The organism is Modestobacter sp. VKM Ac-2978 (genome assembly GCF_026968025.1).
In the GTDB taxonomy this organism is placed as follows: Bacteria; Actinomycetota; Actinomycetes; order Mycobacteriales; family Geodermatophilaceae; genus Modestobacter.
The window spans coordinates 49351-65910 of the sequence record NZ_JAPVBP010000010.1 but is presented as its reverse complement, the minus strand read 5'-3'; the positions used below and the strand labels follow the sequence as shown (position 1 = coordinate 65910).

General features: G+C 72.5%; 20 protein-coding genes and 1 riboswitch. Of the genes, 12 read left to right on the top strand and 8 right to left on the bottom strand.

Annotated features, from left to right (window positions below; genetic code table 11):
• Nucleotides 1-4: 4 nt before the first annotated feature.
• Nucleotides 5-964: a prolyl aminopeptidase gene (gene pip / locus O2W53_RS21190; protein WP_269165049.1), complete on the bottom strand. Its 960-nt coding sequence runs from the start codon at nucleotides 962-964 to the stop codon at nucleotides 5-7.
• A gap of 120 nt (nucleotides 965-1084) precedes the next feature.
• Between pip and O2W53_RS21185 the strand changes: the two genes are divergently transcribed.
• The 4 genes from O2W53_RS21185 (at nucleotide 1085) to O2W53_RS21170 (ending at nucleotide 4898) form a co-directional block, all read left to right on the top strand.
• Nucleotides 1085-1900, top strand: coding sequence for a MerR family transcriptional regulator (locus O2W53_RS21185; RefSeq protein ID WP_331253813.1), 816 nt, complete (start codon nucleotides 1085-1087; stop codon nucleotides 1898-1900).
• A gap of 111 nt (nucleotides 1901-2011) precedes the next feature.
• On the top strand, nucleotides 2012-2512 hold the full coding sequence (locus tag O2W53_RS21180) for a hypothetical protein (RefSeq protein WP_269165047.1): 501 nt from the start codon (nucleotides 2012-2014) through the stop codon (nucleotides 2510-2512).
• A gap of 102 nt (nucleotides 2513-2614) precedes the next feature.
• A riboswitch (ZMP/ZTP riboswitch) is annotated at nucleotides 2615-2707 on the top strand.
• A gap of 15 nt (nucleotides 2708-2722) precedes the next feature.
• Nucleotides 2723-4165 carry a glycine hydroxymethyltransferase gene (locus O2W53_RS21175; RefSeq protein ID WP_269165046.1) on the top strand — a complete coding sequence of 481 codons (1443 nt, stop codon included), beginning with the start codon at nucleotides 2723-2725 and terminating at the stop codon, nucleotides 4163-4165.
• Nucleotides 4166-4253: 88 nt separating this feature from the next.
• Nucleotides 4254-4898 (top strand): LysE family translocator, encoded by a 645-nt coding sequence (locus O2W53_RS21170; protein WP_269165045.1) that lies wholly within the window; start codon nucleotides 4254-4256, stop codon nucleotides 4896-4898.
• 87 nt (nucleotides 4899-4985) lie between these two features.
• Here the strand turns inward: O2W53_RS21170 and O2W53_RS21165 are convergent, their stop codons facing one another.
• Both O2W53_RS21165 and O2W53_RS21160 read right to left on the bottom strand, forming a co-directional pair.
• Entirely contained in the window at nucleotides 4986-5807 is an 822-nt protein-coding gene (locus O2W53_RS21165; protein WP_269165043.1) for an arginase family protein, read from the bottom strand.
• 17 nt (nucleotides 5808-5824) lie between these two features.
• Entirely contained in the window at nucleotides 5825-6481 is a 657-nt protein-coding gene (locus tag O2W53_RS21160) for a GDSL-type esterase/lipase family protein (RefSeq protein WP_269165042.1), read from the bottom strand.
• 303 nt (nucleotides 6482-6784) lie between these two features.
• On the opposite strand from O2W53_RS21160, the gene O2W53_RS21155 reads away from it, so the two are divergent.
• Both O2W53_RS21155 and O2W53_RS21150 read left to right on the top strand, forming a co-directional pair.
• Nucleotides 6785-7081, top strand: coding sequence for an ArsR/SmtB family transcription factor (locus tag O2W53_RS21155; RefSeq protein ID WP_269165041.1), 297 nt, complete (start codon nucleotides 6785-6787; stop codon nucleotides 7079-7081).
• Complete coding sequence (locus O2W53_RS21150; RefSeq protein ID WP_269165039.1) at nucleotides 7078-7467, top strand: VOC family protein; 390 nt, start codon at nucleotides 7078-7080, stop codon at nucleotides 7465-7467. Before O2W53_RS21155 ends, O2W53_RS21150 begins: the two co-directional genes overlap by 4 nt.
• 24 nt (nucleotides 7468-7491) lie before the next feature.
• Here the strand turns inward: O2W53_RS21150 and O2W53_RS21145 are convergent, their stop codons facing one another.
• On the bottom strand, nucleotides 7492-7953 hold the full coding sequence (locus O2W53_RS21145; RefSeq protein ID WP_269165037.1) for a DUF6194 family protein: 462 nt from the start codon (nucleotides 7951-7953) through the stop codon (nucleotides 7492-7494).
• A gap of 65 nt (nucleotides 7954-8018) precedes the next feature.
• Here O2W53_RS21145 and O2W53_RS21140 point away from each other — a divergent pair, with 65 nt between their 5' ends.
• Entirely contained in the window at nucleotides 8019-8930 is a 912-nt protein-coding gene (locus tag O2W53_RS21140) for a MerR family transcriptional regulator (protein WP_269165035.1), read from the top strand.
• Here O2W53_RS21140 and O2W53_RS21135 read toward each other — a convergent pair.
• Nucleotides 8826-9416 (bottom strand): TetR/AcrR family transcriptional regulator, encoded by a 591-nt coding sequence (locus O2W53_RS21135; protein WP_269165033.1) that lies wholly within the window; start codon nucleotides 9414-9416, stop codon nucleotides 8826-8828. The genes O2W53_RS21140 and O2W53_RS21135 overlap by 105 nt on opposite strands.
• 111 nt (nucleotides 9417-9527) lie before the next feature.
• On the opposite strand from O2W53_RS21135, the gene O2W53_RS21130 reads away from it, so the two are divergent.
• Complete coding sequence (locus tag O2W53_RS21130) at nucleotides 9528-10100, top strand: dihydrofolate reductase family protein (RefSeq protein WP_269165032.1); 573 nt, start codon at nucleotides 9528-9530, stop codon at nucleotides 10098-10100.
• Nucleotides 10101-10114: 14 nt separating this feature from the next.
• Complete coding sequence (locus tag O2W53_RS21125) at nucleotides 10115-10330, top strand: VOC family protein (protein WP_269165031.1); 216 nt, start codon at nucleotides 10115-10117, stop codon at nucleotides 10328-10330.
• 115 nt (nucleotides 10331-10445) lie between these two features.
• Here O2W53_RS21125 and O2W53_RS21120 read toward each other — a convergent pair whose 3' ends face one another.
• Nucleotides 10446-12305 (bottom strand): anthranilate synthase family protein, encoded by a 1860-nt coding sequence (locus O2W53_RS21120; RefSeq protein ID WP_269165030.1) that lies wholly within the window; start codon nucleotides 12303-12305, stop codon nucleotides 10446-10448.
• A gap of 341 nt (nucleotides 12306-12646) precedes the next feature.
• On the opposite strand from O2W53_RS21120, the gene O2W53_RS21115 reads away from it, so the two are divergent.
• Nucleotides 12647-13216, top strand: coding sequence for a nitroreductase family protein (locus tag O2W53_RS21115; RefSeq protein WP_269165029.1), 570 nt, complete (start codon nucleotides 12647-12649; stop codon nucleotides 13214-13216).
• Between the two features lie 67 nt (nucleotides 13217-13283).
• On the opposite strand, the gene O2W53_RS21110 is transcribed toward O2W53_RS21115, so the two are convergent.
• Nucleotides 13284-13820, bottom strand: coding sequence for a hypothetical protein (locus tag O2W53_RS21110; protein WP_269165028.1), 537 nt, complete (start codon nucleotides 13818-13820; stop codon nucleotides 13284-13286).
• Between the two features lie 174 nt (nucleotides 13821-13994).
• On the opposite strand from O2W53_RS21110, the gene O2W53_RS21105 reads away from it, so the two are divergent.
• The gene (locus tag O2W53_RS21105) at nucleotides 13995-14486 is read left to right on the top strand and encodes a GNAT family N-acetyltransferase (RefSeq protein ID WP_269165027.1); all 492 of its coding nucleotides are present in this window, start codon (nucleotides 13995-13997) and stop codon (nucleotides 14484-14486) included.
• 9 nt (nucleotides 14487-14495) lie between these two features.
• On the opposite strand, the gene O2W53_RS21100 is transcribed toward O2W53_RS21105, so the two are convergent.
• Nucleotides 14496-15245, bottom strand: a complete 750-nt coding sequence (locus O2W53_RS21100) for an SAM-dependent methyltransferase (protein WP_269165026.1) — start codon at nucleotides 15243-15245, stop codon at nucleotides 14496-14498.
• Between the two features lie 202 nt (nucleotides 15246-15447).
• Between O2W53_RS21100 and O2W53_RS21095 the strand changes: the two genes are divergently transcribed.
• Nucleotides 15448-16524, top strand: a complete 1077-nt coding sequence (locus O2W53_RS21095; RefSeq protein ID WP_269165025.1) for a VanZ family protein — start codon at nucleotides 15448-15450, stop codon at nucleotides 16522-16524.
• Nucleotides 16525-16560 lie beyond the last annotated feature (36 nt).

Genomic DNA, 16560 nt, shown 5'->3' with positions numbered 1-16560 from the left:
CTGCTCAGCGGCGCTCGGCGACCCGGTCCAGGTACTCGATCATCACCGGGGTCATGCCCCCGCCCGAGTGACCGGCATCGCCGATGACCGCCAGCTCGCCGTCCGGCCAGGCCTTCGACAACTGCCAGGCGACGTCCAGCGGCCCGCTGACGTCGTGTCGGCCGTGCACCATGATCCCCGGGATGCCGGCCAGTCGGTGCGCGTCGCGGAGCAGCTGGCCGTCGTCGAGGAAGCAGCCGCGGGCCCAGTAGTGGGTGACCACCCGGGCGATGGCCAGCTGGAACGCCGGGTCCGCCACCGACAGTGACGGCTCGGCGTCCGGGGCGAGGGAGACGTGGGTGTCCTCCCAGTCGCACCAGTCCTGGGCGGCCTTCGCCCGCACCGCTGGATCGGGGGAGTGCAGCAGCCGGCTGTAGGCCGCGGCGAGGTCGCCGTCCCGGTCGGCGGCCGGGACGCCGTCTCGGAACCGCTCCCACTCGCGTGGGAAGACCCGGCCCATGTCGCGGGTGATCCAGTGGGTCAGCCACCGGTCGGGGCTGGTGATCGCGGCCAACACCAGCTCGCTGACCCGCTCCGGGTGCGCCTGCGCGTACGCGAGGCCGAGCGTCACGCCCCACGAGCCGCCCCAGACCAGCCAGCGGTCGATGCCCAGGTGCTCCCGTAGTCGTTCGATGTCGCGCAGCAGGTGCGGGGTGGTGTTCATCGACAGGTCGACCTCGGGCTCGCCGGCCCACGGGGTGCTGCGCCCGGCGCTGCGTTGGTCGAACAGCACCACCCGGTAGCGCGCCGGGTCGAACTGCCGGCGCATGCCCGGACGGCAGCCCGATCCCGGGCCGCCGTGCAGCACCACGGCCGGCTTCCCGTCCGGGTTGCCGCACTGCTCCCAGTACAGCGAGTGGCCGTCGCCGACGTCGAGCATCCCCGTCTCGTAGGGCTCGATCGGCGGGTACCGGTGATCGACCACGTGGGCATGGTGCCTCAGTTCCCGGTCGCCCACCGCACCCTCAGGCTCGCAGCGGTGGCGCGGGCCGCGCTGAAGCCCTGAGCCTGCGGCGCCGCCGTCACCGCTTGACCTTGACACTGTGTGAGTGGGTCCAGTGGCGACGTGTTGAGCATCGGAGAGCTGGCGCATCGCACCGGGGCCTCCCGGCGCATGCTGCGTCACTGGGAGGAGATCGGCCTCTTGGTGCCGGCCGAGGTGGATGAGCGGACCGGGTACCGGAAGTACAGCGCGAGCCAGACGGGTCGGGTCCGCGCCATCACGGCACTCCGTGCTGTCGGATTCGGGCTGGTGGCCATCGCGGATCTCCTCAGCTCGGACCTGTCGGAGGCTCGCCTCGAGGCGGTGCTCCGTGCGCGGGAGGTCGACCTGATGGCGGAGATCTCCGAGGCGACGACGCGTCTGCAGGAGGTGCGGAGGCGCCTCGACTCCCTCGACGAAGGACGGCGAACGGTGATGAACAGCCTCGGACTGGGTCCGCTCCCTGGTCTGCGGCTGGCGGCGCTGCGGACGTTCGTCGGCGACGAGTCCGAGATCGGCGTGGCAGTGGACGAGCTGACCCGTGCACTGCGCGCTCAGCTGTCCGAGCTCGGGCGTGACGACGCCGAGGTCGTGCTCGCCTACGACGGGATGGCGGACGAGGAGGCGATCTCCGTGACGGCCGGGGTCTCCGCGGGTGATATGGAGGTGGGGCACGAGCTCGCGCTCGTCGTCGTCCCCTCATCGGAGCGCGGAGTGACGGTCCGGTACGAGAGCGCACCTCGCAGCCTCGGCGACGCCTGGATCACGCTCGATGCCCGGCTCGAGCAGCACCGGTTGCGCACGGAAGGGGTCTACCGGCAGACGCTGACCGCAGAGGGTGGGGTGGTCCTCCAGGCACCTGTTATCGCCCTGTCCTGAAGCGAGTCCGTGCACCACGATCAGGTCGCCGGGGCGCCCGACGTCCAGCGGCGCGGGGCAGGTGGTGGTGACATGCGACAGGGAGGACCGATGATCGGCGATCGTTGGGGCGTGAGCGACGAGGACATCGCTCGGCACTACCCATGCGACGGCCTCGTGCCGGCTCCGGTCTGGCAGGCCTGGCGCGGAGTCACGGTGCACGCCGCCCCCAGGGACGTGTGGCGGTGGGTCGCTCAGATCCGACTCGCGCCGTACTCCTACGACTGGATCGACAACCTCGGGCGACGCTCGCCGCAGGAACTGCGCGACCTGGCCGAACCGACCCCCGGCCAGCAGTTCACGACCGCTGGCGGGCGGCCGGCCGGGCGCATCCTGAGCGTCGAGTCCGGGGTGCAACTCACCGGCCAGATCATGGGTGCGGTCCTGTCCTATGTCGTCCTGCCCACGGGCGGGCCCTCCGATGGGCCGACTCGTCTCCTGCTGAAGGTCGTCGGCGCACACAGCCGCTGGATCGCCATGCCGCTGTCTGTCGGGGACCTCGTCATGGCACGTCGGCAACTGCTGAACCTCAAGCAGCTCGCCGAGCGATCGACCACGCGATCCGACACCTGACACGGGACTGTGCGTCTGCCTCCGGCTGTGACGGTGTTCGATCAAGCAGCGCCACTCGCCGCGGGCAGCCGCTTGTGTGTCGCTGGAAGCCCCGCTAGCTTCGACGCGGGCCGTGACTGGCGCATCGCAGGTGGGATCGACCACCGGGGAGCGGCCCCGTCGACTCGACGTCTGCCGCGCGCCTGGGCTCCCGTCGATCGAGGAGAGCCCGTGACCAGCACCGTGACCCGCGAGACCGCCGCCTTCGCCAGCGCCCTGGACGTCATCGCCCAGGTCGAGCCGCGGGTCGCCGCCGCCATCGGGCAGGAGCTCGCCGACCAGCGCTCGAGCCTCAAGCTCATCGCCAGCGAGAACTACGCCTCGCCCGCCGTCCTGCTGGCGATGGGCAACTGGTTCAGCGACAAGTACGCCGAGGGCACCCCGGGACGGCGCTTCTACGCTGCCTGCCAGAACGTCGACACCGTCGAGCGGCTGGCCGCCGAGCACGCCCGCGAGCTGTTCGGCGCCGACCACGCCTACGTCCAGCCGCACTCGGGCATCGACGCGAACCTGGTCGCCTTCTGGTCGATCCTGGCCCACCGGGTGGAGTCCCCGGCCCTGACCGAGGCCGGGGTGAAGAACGTCGACGCGCTGACCGACGCCGACTGGGCGCAGCTGCGCCGGGCCCTGGGTGACCAGCGGATGCTCGGCATGTCGCTGGACGCCGGCGGCCATCTCACCCACGGCTTCCGGCCGAACATCTCCGGGAAGATGTTCGAGCAGTCCAGCTACGGCACCGACCCGGCGACCGGGCTGATCGACTACGCCGCCCTGCGCGCGCGGGCCCAGGAGTTCCGGCCGCTGATCCTGCTGGCCGGCTACTCCGCCTACCCGCGCCGGGTCGACTTCGCCGCGATGCGGGAGATCGCCGACGAGGTGGGCGCGACGCTGCTCGTGGACATGGCGCACTTCGCCGGGCTGGTCGCCGGGAAGGTGCTCACCGGCGACTTCGACCCGGTGCCGCACGCCGACGTCGTCACCACCACCACGCACAAGTCACTGCGTGGCCCGCGCGGCGGCATGGTGCTGTGCACGGAGGAGTACGCCCCGTCGGTCGACCGGGGCTGCCCGATGGTGCTGGGCGGCCCGCTGCCGCAGGTGATGGCCGCCAAGGCCGTGGCGCTGGCCGAGGCCCGGCGGCCGGAGTTCGCCACGTACGCCGAGCGGGTGGTGGCCAATGCCCGGGCGCTGGCCGACCAGTTGCTGCGCCGCGGCGCCCGGCTGGTCACCGGCGGCACCGACAACCACCTCGTGCTCGTGGACGTCGGTGGGTTCGGGCTGACCGGGCGGCAGGCCGAGGCTGCGCTGCTGGACGCCGGCCTGGTGACCAACCGCAACTCCGTGCCGGCCGACCCGAACGGCCCCTGGTACACCAGCGGCATCCGGCTGGGCACCCCGGCGCTGACCACTCGTGGCCTGGGCGAGGCCGACCTGGCCGAGGTCGGGGACCTGATCGTCGACGTCCTGGCCAGCACGCAGTCCGACGGCGACTCCAAGGTCCGGTACCGGCTGGAGCCGGCGGTCGCCGAGCGGGTGCGGGCCCGCGCGGCGGAGCTGGTCGACGCCCACCCGCTGTACCCCGAGGTGCAGCTGGACCTGGCCGCCCAGGGCTGAACCGCGGCGGACTGGCCGAGTCCAGTCTTCTCGTCCCGACGGCTGACGCCGTCGGCGTGCCTCATCGACTGTGGAAGGACGGACCGTCGTGGTCTCCAGCTCTGCGCTGCTCGGCATCGCTCTGGTCGAGCTGGGCCTGGTCCTCACCCCGGGGCCGAACATGATCTACCTGGTGTCGCGGTCGATCACCCAGGGGCGACGGGCTGGGTTCATCTCGCTGCTGGGGGTGGCGGCCGGCTTCTTCGTCTACCTCGCGGCGGCCGCAGCCGGTCTCGCCGCCGTCTTCGTCGCCGTGCCGGCTGCCTACACGGCGCTGAAGCTGGCAGGGGCGGCCTATCTGCTCTACCTGGCCTGGCAGGCCGTCCGGCCCGGCGGCACGAACGCCTTCGCGCCGCGCGAACTCCCGGTCGACCGGCCCCGCCGGTTGTTCGCGATGGGGCTGTTCACGAACCTGCTGAATCCCAAGATCGCGGTGCTGTACGTGTCGCTGCTGCCACAGTTCATCGACCCCGACGGCGCGCCCGTGGCACTGCAGAGCCTCGTCCTGGGCCTCGCGCAGATCGCGATCGCGCTCACCGTCAACGGGCTGATCGTCGTCTTCGCCGGGGGGCTCGCCCAGTTCCTGTCCGTTCGGCCGACCTGGATGCGGGTGCAGCGCTACCTCATGGGCGGGGTGCTCGGTGCCCTCGCGGTGAAGCTGGCCACCGACAGGTCGCGTACAGCGGCTGTCTGACACGCCACGTGGCGATCACCGCCGCGGGGACTCGGCCGCAACGTTCTTGCCGCGGCGTGCTCTCCGGAGCACGGCGGTGAGCGGTGGCTACGAACGCGCGGCGGCGCGGAGCAGCGGGTCGAGGGCGTCGACGAGCGCGGTGAGACCGGTCGGGGAGTCGCCCGGGGCTGCCTCCAATTCGCCGATCTCGACGCCGAGCACCCGTCGGGTGGCCAGGACCTCGGCGGCGGCGTGCAGGTCGGCGAGGGAGAGCCCGCCCGGTACCTGGTAGTCGGTGGGCACGATGCCGGGTTCGAGGACGTCGCAGTCGAGGTGGACGTAGACGGGTCCGTCGGCGATGGCCTCGTGCAGCCGGGTCGCCAGGTCCGGGCCGGGCGCGATGTGGGTGATGGGCGTGCGCTGGAGCAGCCGCTGCTCGGGTGGGTCGATGTCGCGTGCACCGACCAGGACGATGTCGGCCGGCGACAGCCCGGCACCGAGCCCGGAGTCCCACAGTCCCGCGGGGCCGGACAGGGCCAGCCCGCCGAGGTAGCCGGTGCCGGAGGTGGCCGGGGTGTTGAGGTCAGCGTGGGCGTCGAACCAGACCACCCGTGCTCCGGGGTGGTGCCGGACGACGACGGGGACGGTGGACAGGGCCACGGTGCACCGGCTGAGCGCGGTCACCGGTACCTGACCGGCCGCGAAGATGTCCTCGTAGCGGGCCGCCATCTGCCGCAGGACCGGCATTGCGGCGTCCAGCTCGGTCTGCCAGTCGGCGTCCAACGCCGGTTCCGGCGATCCCACGGTGACCGGTGCGACGCGCAGCCGGGCGGCGAGCTCGGCGGCCAGCAGCGGCCCGCCGGTCATCGCGCGGTCGTTGTGGTCACCGGCGCGGCCGTTGAACAGGGTCAGGGCGAGGCGGTCGGGCACGGGAGCTCCTCCGGGTGTCATGGGTGGGTGGCGCTGCGGTCGTCGATCGCCTCGGCGGCCCGGGCCGGCCGTGACTGCACCGCGTCCCGGCGCGTCAGCTCACCCAGCCAGTCGCGGACGACCGGCGTGACGATCGCCGCCAGTCGGCCGTAGCCGGCGGTCGAGGGGTGGAAGGCATCTCCGGCGGCGACCTCCGCCACCCACACCGCGTCCTCGGCCAGGGCGCCGACGTCGACGAACCGCACGTCGCGATGGGCGCACACGGCGGCCATGCCGACGGCCAGGTCGGCGGCCCGGGCGCTCATAGCGACGTCCAGCACCGGCGGTGGGCCGACCACCAGCGGCGCCCAGCCGGCGGTGTGTGCGTCGTCCAGCGTCTCCGACAGAAGGGCCAGGCTCCGTTCGCGGGGGACCCGCCGGCGTCCCTCCTGCTCGTCGACGTCGTTGGTGCCGAAGGCCAGGACGACGCCGAACCGGTCGCCGTCCTTCAGCCGGCTGCGGGCCTCGCCGGACCAACGTCGGGCGATGTCCACCGATGTGTCCCGCCGTACGCCGAGGTTGTAGGCCGTCAGGCTCCAGCGGGGATCCTGCGCCGCGGCGGTGACCTGGCCGACCCAGCCCGCTCCGGTGCGGTCACCGACCCCAGCGGTGAAGGAGTCCCCGAAGACGCACACGCGCACATCGGGCGGTGCGATCACGACGTCGCGGGGTCGTCGCTCCAGTTCAGGCTGCGGCGGCGTCGCGGCACGAGCGTGCACGCGGCGACGGCCAGAGCAGATAACGGGGGACACGGCATGACCCGAGCATAGTCATGCAAGGCCCTGCATGGTCAACCTCAGGCGTCGGCCGGTCCGGCAACGGGCGGACCGGGGGACCGGGTCGGGGCCTGGCCCCAGGGCGTCGTGCCGGCGGAACGTGCGACGTGACCAGCGGCGACTCCATTGACAGGCAAGCAACAACTTGCATATAAGGGACGCGTGGACGCGGACCCCGACCTGTACAGGGCCATGGGTGACGCGACGCGACGCGCGATCCTGGACGAGCTCATCGACAGGGACGGTCAGACGCTGTTCGAGATCTGCGGTCGGCTGACCATGAAGCACGGCCTGGGCTCCTCGCGCCAGGCCATCTCGCAGCACCTCGCAGTGCTCGAGCAGGCCGGCCTGGTGCGCACCCGGCGACAGGGTCGCTACAAGTTCCACCACATCGACACGAGCCCGCTCCGCTCGATCGTCGAGCGGTGGCCCATCGAACGAGAGGTGCCAGACCCGTGATCCGCATCAACATCACCAGCGTGTTCGTCGACGACCAGGCCGAGGCGCTCGCCTTCTACACCGAGAAGCTGGGGTTCATCGCGAAGACCGATGTGCCCGTCGGTGAGCACCGCTGGCTCACCGTGGTCTCTCCCGCCGACCCGGACGGTGTCGAGCTGCTCCTGGAGCCGACCGGCCACCCGGCGGCGGGTCCGTTCAAGGAGGCGCTGGTGGCCGACGGCGTCCCGTTCACCCAGTTCGCCGTCGACGACGTGTACGCCGAGGTCGAGCGGCTCAAGGGGCTGGGCGTGCAGTTCACCCAGGACGCGACCGACTTCGGGCCCGTGGTCACCGCGGTCCTCGACGACACCTGCGGCAACCTGATCCAGCTCGCCACCATGAAGTAGTCGCCGGAGCACGGTCTGGTCGGTTCACCGGGACGGGCGTTCGGTCCTGTGGCGGCGCTGCCAGCGGCCCCAGGCGGCGGCGTGAGCCCCTTCGAGCAGGGCCATGACCCGCTCATCGGTCCGCTCGCCTGGGTTGACGACGGCGAGCCAGCCGAGGTCTCCGTAGACCGGGTGGGGCATCAACAGGTCCCGCGTGCTCGGGTCGGGTGCGGTGCTGGGGCTGGCCCCAGTGGGCCGGCGGTGGTCGCCCGCGGCGATGTTCACGCGGTAGGCGTCCGCGCCGTCCAGTCCGGAGCTGGGCTCGCCGGGGTAGTCCTTGGTGACGATGGTCGCGAACGGCTGCCCGCTGGGGACGATCCCGTCCGGAGCGACGTAGAAGAAGACGTCGCCCCAGCTGAGCTCGGGTGAGCCGTCGCCGGGACCGGGGCGAAAGGCGAGGACCCCCTCCCAAGCGGAGACGCGGTCGACGATCTCGTGCATGTCCATGGCTCCAGCGTCACACTCATGCCCCTGTGGAGACCTCGGGTGATGTGAACAGCGCAGATGGTGCGGTGAGCCTCCACCGGGGGCTGCGCACGATCGACGTCGCACGCCGTGTCGGCTGCTCGGTGCAGCACCTGCGCGACCTCGAGCGCGACGGCGTCATCCCACCCGCGGCGCGCACACCCTCGGGCTACCGCTCCTGGAGTGCTGTCCACGTGCGCTCGGCGGTGGCCTACCGCGAGCTCACGCAGGCCGTCGGTCCGGTCCGGGCCCAGGAGCTGCTGCAGGCGCTGCACGATCAGCCCTTGGCAGCGTTCCTCGCCATGCTCGACGACGCCCACGCCGAGCTCGCTCGTGAGCGCCGCGACCTGCAGGCGGCGCGCGAGGCGGTGGCGTCCATCGCGGCCGAGCCGCTCGGGGAGCCCCGCCCCTCGGATGCCATGACCATCTCCGAGCTCGCCGAGGCCCTGGGGACCACCCCGGCCACGCTGCGGCACTGGGAAGCGGAGGGACTCCTGACCCCGGATCGGGAAGGGAGCGGTCGCATCCGCACCTACTCCGCCGTCCAGGTCCGCGACGCGCGTGTGGTCCATCAACTGCGCATCGCCGGCCACCCGATCCCGCAGCTGCGCGCGGTCCTGCGGCAACTCCTGGACCCGGGGGTCTCGGGTGAGGCGCTGCACACCGCCTTCCGCGTCCGGGACCAGCAACTCACGCGTCGGTCCCACGCCCTCCTCCGCGCCGCTCCCGCGCTGAACGACGTCCTGGCGAGCAAGCAGTCGCTCATCGGCCCGGACGGCGGGCACCAGGACATCGACTGGTCCGGCGAGAGGTGGACCGGACCAGTGGGACCCGGACAGCCGGCACGGGTGTGGTCAGCCCTCGGGGGTGGTGGCCAGGATCCGGTGGACGACGGCGGTGGTGATGGCCTCGGCGGACAGTCCGCCGAGGCCGTCGAGGACCTCGGGCAGGGTCAGTGACTCGACGACGAGCCAGTTGACGGCCAGGTACAGCAGGACGGCCGTGGTCGTGTCCCCGGGCAGGTCGGTGTCCAGGTGGTAGGCGATGGTGGCCTCGAGGTCGGCGCGCACGGTGGCGGTGAGGACCTGGCGCAGCGCCGGGCGGCGGGTGGCCTCCAGGCGTAGTTCGAGCAGCGCCAGCCAGCCGGTGCGGTAGGCCTGGATCCGTTCGGTCACCGCGGTCACCAGCTCTTCGACGCGCTGCCGGTCGCGGGGGCCGGTGCGGCTGCCGGCCATCGTGGCGGCGTCCGGCGTCAGTCGTTGGTAGATGCGTCCGCCGGCCTGGGTGAGCAGGTCGTCCCGGTTCGGGAAGTAGTTCGACGCGGTCCCCGGCGGCACCCCCGCCTGGGCGTCGACGGCCCGGAAGGTGAGCCCGCGGGCGCCCTGACCGGCCAGGACCTCGATCGCCGCGTCGATGAGCGCCTGTCGCCGCGAGACGTTGAGCACGCGTTCTCCTCTCCCTGACAACCCACGTCGGCGTTGGTGCACCAGACCGCCGGGTCACTACTATGCCTGTAGTGGTTGCGTCCAGGCGCCACGGGTGAGGAGTGATCTGACGTGCGTGCGCTGACCTACTACGTGGGGGTGACCCTGGACGGGTTCATCGCCGCCCCGGACGGTTCCTACGACTTCTTCCCCGTCACGGAGCCGCTGCTTGAGTTCATCGCCCAGGAGTTCCCCGAGACGCTGCCCACGCACGTCCGGAGCCAGCTGCAGATCACCGCCCCGGGGACGCGCTTCGATGCCGTGGTCATGGGGCGGGCCACTTACGAACCGGCCCTGCAGGCCCAGATCACCAGTCCCTACGCCCACCTGGAGCAGCACGTCGTCTCGACCACGCTGCCTGCGGACATCGACCCGGCGGTGCAGGTCAGTCGGGACCCGGTCCCGCTCGTGCGCCGGCTCAAGGGCGAACCCGGCGCCGGGGTGTGGCTGGCCGGTGGGGGAGCGCTGGCCGGTGCGCTCCTGGACGAGATCGACGTCCTGGTGCTCAAGCGCTACCCGATCGTCCTGGGCGCCGGCATCCCGTTGTTCGACTCCGGTACAGCCGAGGCTCGACGCTTCGAGATCGTCGACGAGCACGCCGTCAGCGGCGGCACCCGGGTCACCACCTACACCCGGACGACCTGACCGCAACACCACCCGTGCAGTCGTACGCCGCACCGCGGTGGCCCGGTCAGGCGCACGCGCAACAGTTCCACCTCGACTTCCGGGTCGGCGACCTGGACGCGGCGATCCTGCACGCGGCCGACCTGGGTGCCACGGAGGCCGCGGAGCAGCCGGCCCCGGAGGCATACCGCGTCATGCTCGACCCTCACGGGCACCCGTTCTGCCTCTGCCCGCCCCCGGACGCCGACTGACCGTCCGAGCGGGTTTCCGCTCGGGGGGTCTCCCGGGCTGCTGGAGCGACGCCCCCCCGGGACAGCCGATGTGGTTCTTCCAGCTCGCTGGCGTCCGCGGCGGCCACCGGTGTCGTCAGGGCAGCAGCTGCTCCCGTGCGAGTCCGGTGAGCACGTCCAGACCGTCGGGGGAGAGCAGGGACTCCAGGTGGAACTGCACCGCGGCGAAGCCCGGCCCGCGGAGCGCGTGCACCTCGCCGGTGGCCGGGTCGGCGGCGACCTGCACGCCGGGCAGCCCCGACGGCGGGACGGCGGCGGCGAAGGTGTTGTAGTAGCCGACCCGCACCTGCTGGCCGTACAGGTCGATGCTGCGCTGCGTGCCCTGGTGCGGCATCGGCAACGCATCGACGGTCAGCCCGAGCTGCATGGCGAGCACCTGATGGCTGAGGCACACCGCCAGCAGTGGCCGGCCGGTGTCCCGGCGCCGGCGCACCAGGGCGTGCAAGGCGGCGATCCGGGGGTCGCCCAGGTCGCGCGGGTCGCCGGGCCCGGGACCGGCGACCAGCAGGTCGGCGGCGTCGTCCGTCGGGTGGACGTCGTCCCAGCGGCGGACGGTGGCGATCATCCCCAGTCGGCGCAGCAGGTGCGCCAGCATCTGGGTCCACGCGTCCTGAGCGTCGACCACCAGGGCGCTCCGGCCGACCAGGACGGGGTCCGGCCGGTCGTGCTGGGGGCGCGCCCAGAAGGGGGCGAGCCGCTCGTTGCGGCGGGCGAGCGCCTCGGCGACTCCGGGCTGGTCGGCCAGGAAGGGCGCCGGGCGGTGCTCGGGGGCGGGCAGCACGCCGAGACCGCGCAGCACGCCTGCGGCCTTGGCGTGTGTCTCGGCGGTCTCGGCGATCGGGTCCGAGTGCCGCACCAGGGTCGCCCCGACCGGCACCCGCACCACACCGGAGGGTTCCAGGTACGCGGTCCGGATGAGGATGGGGGCGTCCAGCGTGCGCGCTCCGGCGTCGTCGGTCCCGATCAGCGCGAGCACGCCCGCGTAGTGGCCGCGGCCGGTGGTCTCGTGGTGGGCGATCACCCGGGCGGCGTTCTCCACGGGGGATCCGGTGACGGTGGGGGCGAACATCGTCTCGCGCAGCACGTCGCGCACATCGAGGTCGCTGTGCCCGCGCAGCAGGTACTCGGTGTGCACCAGCGCGCTCATCTGCCGCAGCACCGGACCGATCACCTGCCCGCCGCGGCGGCACACCCGGCTCATCATCTTGAGCTCCTCGTCGACCACCATGAACAGCTCCTCGACCTCCTTGTCATCGGCCAAGAAGCCGAGCAGCCCCTCGGTGGTCGGGCCGGACGGCGGGAAGCGGTAGGTGCCGCTGATCGGGTTCATCACCACCTCGCCACCGGCGCAGCTGACGTGCCGCTCCGGGGTGGCCCCGACCATGGTCAGGTCGCCGGCGTGCAGGGCGAAGGCCCAATAGGCGCCCGGCTCGCCGACCAGCAGCCGGCGCAGCACCCTCAGCGCCGTGGTCGCCGGAGCCGCCGTGGCGGTGGAGAGGTGGTCGCGGCGCAGCACGAAGTTGGCTCCCTCGCCTCGGCCGATCTCCTCGTCCACCACCCGCTCGACCAGGTCGGCGTAGGCGTCGTCGTCGACGTCGAACCGACTGCCGTACACCCCGGGGTCCTCATCGGGCAGCAGGTCCAGTGCCTCCTCCGGGGTCAGCACCTCGGTGTCGCGCACCACCAGGCAGCGCAGCGGCGCGCCGTCGTCGTGGCAGGCGAAGCCGCGTTCGGCCACCTGCCGGTAGGGGACAGCGGCCAGCACCTGCAGGCCCGGGAGTCCGGTGGCCCCTTCGGGCAGCGGGATGTCGGCGAGCCGCTCGACATCGACGACGTCGCCGGTGAGCACCTCCACGCCGGGGCCGTCGGCGCGTCTCAGGATGGCGAAGGGCTGTGCGGCGGGGTGCTGGAGCAGGTGGTGGAGCAGTCGGGACATGAGGTCCTCCAGGGGAGATGACCGCCGTCCGAGCCGACCCGCGGAGAACACGAACGGCCGCCTCGAACGAGGCGGCCGCGGGAGTTCAGGGGTGTGCGGATGGGCGCCTCAGCGGGCGCGCCACCAGGTCAGCTGAGCTGTGTGCACGCCGGGACTGTAGGGCACCGACTGTTGCGTCCGCCACCCCTGCCCGCCCTCACCGCGGCGCTCGAGTTCTCTGACTCCGGTCGGTGGTCCGTGCTCGGCTGTGGCCGCCGCCTCAGCGAGGACCGGCGGGTGCGCCCGATCGGGGACCGGAACAGGACCCCCTCGACCACCGGCCTCCGTGCGATCCTCCGGCGGTGAACGGATTGCCGGAGCCGGCCCTCCATCCCTTGCTGTCCAGTCGATGGAGTCCGACGACCTTCGACACCGAGCACGAGCTGTCGGATGCTCAGGTCGAGGTGCTGCTCGAGGCCGCTCGTTGGGCGCCGTCAGCAGGCAACTCGCAGCCCTGGGCGTTCATCGTCGGCCGCCGCGGTGACCTCGTCCAGCACCGTTTGGTGAGGCATCTTGCGCGCAGCTCGTCGGCCTGGGCGCCGACGGCGAGCCTGTTGGTCGCCAACCTGGCCCATCGCTACGTGGAGGGCACCGACTGGGAGTACTCCGAGTTCTCGCACTACGACCTGGGCCAAGCGGTCGCACACATGACGTTCCAGGCCCAAGCTCTGGGGTTGTCCGTCCGTCAGTTCCGCGCTTTCGACCGCTCGGCTGTCGCTGAGGAGTTCGATGTCCCTGTCAACTGGGAGGTCACCACGATGGCGGCCATCGGCCGGGTGCCATCGGTGAGACCAGACTCGGTGGCGGAGGTCGCCGATCCGCCGTCACGGCAGCGGCGCGCGCTGCACGAGCTCCTGTGGGCAACTGCCTGAGCGGCCGAGTCAGCCCTGGGTGCGGCACGACTCTCCATGACGTCCCGTGTCCGAGGGGCGGTGATCTCTAGAGCGATGTGTGCGAGGCGCGGGCGGCCCGGGTCAGTTCGCGGAACTGGAGGTGCCGGGCGATCTGCGCGGCCGTCTCGAGCGGCACGTCCAACAGTGGCGCCAGGGAGTTCGCGACCTCGTCGTCGTCCTCTGCCCTGAGGAAGGCGGCCAGCACCTCGGGAGCGCGCTCATGGACCCGCTCCATCACCTGGGCCTTGCCCAGGCGGCGAGCGCGGCGGGCTTGGTCCCGGTCGTGTTCGGTCTCCGGAGTCGGCCGGGGTTCGGTCGTGTGCGGTCCGGGGTCTTGTGGACCGGTCCCGCCCGGTGCGGGTTGCCCGGCCCAGGCGTCCCGGCCGTCGCGTTCCCAGAGCTGGGTCAGGCGCAGGGAGACCTCGGTCAGGGCCGCGATCAGTGCCGGAACCTGACTGACGTGGACGACGACGGGCACCGCATCGGCCTGCCGAGCTTGCCGGATGGTCAGGTGCGCCCCTCGTCCGCCTTCGGGTGAGTGGCTCTCGAACCAGCCGTCGACCAGGAGCGCCAGGTCACCCACCCCGGTGGGCAGCGGGGCTCCTGCATCCCCGTCGGTGAAGACGTCCATCCGCAAGCCGGCGGGGTCTTCGGGCAGCGCGGACGCAGGTCATGAACTCTCTCCTCGTCAGGGTTGCCCGGAGGCTGGTGGGCTTCGCGCCCTGCCACGCTCACCATGCCGTGGCACTCTGCCGAGGTGAGCGTGTTGGGGCAGATCTCCCTGCACGGCACGACGGTGATGCTGCGGCGGGCCACCGCACTGGACGTGCCCGCGATCGTGGACCTGCTCGCCGCCGATCCGCTCGGTTCCACTCGCGACGGCTTCATCTCTGACGCGGACCTGCAGCCCTACCTGCATGCGTTCGAGGCCATCGACGCGGACCCGGCGCACCTGCTGCTCGTCGCCACCGATGGCGTGCAGGTGGTGGCCACGATGCAACTGAGCTTCCTGCCCGGCCTCGCTCGGCGCGGTGCCTTGCGGGCTCAGATCGAGGGGGTGCGGGTCCGGGAGGACCACCGCAGTCGCGGGCTGGGAGCCGCGTTGTTCTCGTGGGCGATCGAGGAGGCGCGCCGTCGCCACTGCTCCCTGGTCCAGCTGACCACCGACAAGTCCCGAGCCGACGCGCACCGCTTCTACGCGCGCCTGGGCTTCGCCGTCTCGCACGAGGGCCTCAAGCTGCAGCTGTGACCTGCAGGATCAGCTGGGCGCGGTGGCCACGTCGTGCAGGACGAGGGTGGCGAAGCCCAGTTGGCGGCGCCAGCCGCCCAGCCAGGCGTCGCGGTGTGCGCGGGCGGCGGCCAGCGCCTGATCGCGGTCCTCGGTCGTCGGGGCTTCCCGCAGTGCCCAGTCGACGAGCGATCCGGTCCAGCTGAACTCGTAGTCGTCCCACTCGGCCAGCGTGCTGGTGTGCCCGTACGACGGCTCGAACCCGTGCTCACGGGTGGCCCGCACGAAGCCGGCGAGGTCGGGGAAGTCCTCGGAAGAGGCTTCGAGCGCCGCCAGGGCAGACGCGGACGGACTGTCCTCCCAGATCGTGTCGCCGACCAGCGCCTGGCCGCCGGGGCGCAGGTGCTTCCGGACGGCGGCCAGCATGTCCGGCAGCCGGCCGAAGGCGTGGCTCGCGCCAACGCACAGCACCACGTCGAAGCGCCCGTCACTCCACGTGGCGGCGTCTGCCTCGGCCCAGCGCACCCGGTCGCCCAGCCCCCGCTGGGCGGCGCGGTCGACGGCGGAGGCCGGAAGCATGTGGTCGATGCCGACACCGGTCAACCCGGGCTGCATCAGCAGCTCCTGCAGCCACTCGCCCTCGCCGCAGCCGAGGTCCACGGCGCGGCCCCCGGTGGGTGCGCTCAGCCAGCCGACCAGGTGGCGCAGCTGCTCGGGCCCCACCGGCGCCGCGATCGGATGGCGCAGATGAGCGATGTCGAAGATCTGGGCGCGGTCCACGCCGGGGAACGGTAGGAGTGCAGTCGCACTGCGTCGACCGGATTCCGCGGTTGGTCCGTGCGCACTGGCGGCCCACGCCCGGGGATGTCGTGGGCGTATGCGGAATCGGAGACGCCCGGGCAACGGCGGCCCGCGTGCACTGGGAGCTGTCCACCAGTTCTCGATGCCGCACCGGCTCTGCCGCGCGGGGAGGAGTCCTCCCATGACGACCACCCACCACCTGCCCGCCGACAGGGCGCCCGGCGTCCCGTCGGGCTCGCGGCGAACGGGTCTCCTCGTGCTGGCCGCGGTCGCTGTGCTGGTCGTGGTCGGCTGCATCACGCTCGGTCCGACCGGGTTCGTCGCCGACGCCCGCAGGGCGGTGGTGGCCGGGGTCGAGGCCCTCGCCGCGCCCTGGCCGGGCACCGTGTCCCGGACCCAGGTCGAGGCCGTGGCGAACGCGCTGCTCTTCGTCCCGGTGGGCGCGCTGGCCGCCCTGGTCCTGCGGCGCTCCGGTCCGGTGCTGCCGCTGGCGCTCGGTGCCGCGACCTCGGTGCTGATCGAGCTGGCGCAGACCGCGCTGCCCGGCCGGGTGCCCGACCTCGTCGACGTCGCCGCCAACACCGCCGGCACGCTGGTCGGGGTCGCGCTCACCACCATCTGCCTGGCCGTCGCGCGCCGCTCCGGGGACGGCGCGCGCCGTCCCCGGCGGGGGATCGTCGCGACGCTGGTCACCGCAACCCTGCTGATCGCGGGCGTGGCCGGGTGCTCGTCGGCCGGTCCGTCCGTCCCCCCGGGGTCCAGCGCGTTGGCCGGTGTCGCCGGCCCACCGGCCCCGGGTGCGTCGGGCGGGGGAGCCATGACCGTCGAGAACGGTCACGTCGCCGACGGCGAGGAGCTGTCGGCCTTCGCCGACGTCCCGGCCATCACCGGGCTCGACGGCGCGCTGCGCACCGCCGTCCAGGACGCGGCCCGGGACGCGACGGCCGACGGGGTGGACCTCCATGTGGCAAGCGGGTGGCGCAGTGCGGCTTACCAGCAGGCGCTCTTCGACGCCGCGGTGGACCAGTACGGCAGCGCCGAGGCAGCCCGGGAGTGGGTGCTCCGTCCCGAGGAGTCCTCCCACGTCACCGGCGACGCGGTCGACATCGGTCCCACGGACGCCATGTACTGGCTGTCCCGGTACGGGTCCGACTACGGCCTCTGCCAGACCTACGGCAACGAGATGTGGCACTACGAGCTGGCCGTCGAGCGCGGCGGTCAGTGCCCCGCGCCGGCCGCCGACCCCACCGCCGGCTGACCGCGTGACGGCCACCCGCGAACCGGCCAGCGTCGT

Excerpts from the sequence above, each read along its gene's own strand:
- O2W53_RS21120 (WP_269165030.1), bottom strand. The coding sequence starts at position 12,305 with ATGTCCCGACTGCTCCACCACCTGCTCCAGCACCCCGCCGCACAGCCC.
- O2W53_RS21145 (WP_269165037.1), bottom strand. The coding sequence starts at position 7,953 with ATGGACATGCACGAGATCGTCGACCGCGTCTCCGCTTGGGAGGGGGTC.
- O2W53_RS21095 (WP_269165025.1), top strand. The coding sequence starts at position 15,448 with ATGACGACCACCCACCACCTGCCCGCCGACAGGGCGCCCGGCGTCCCG.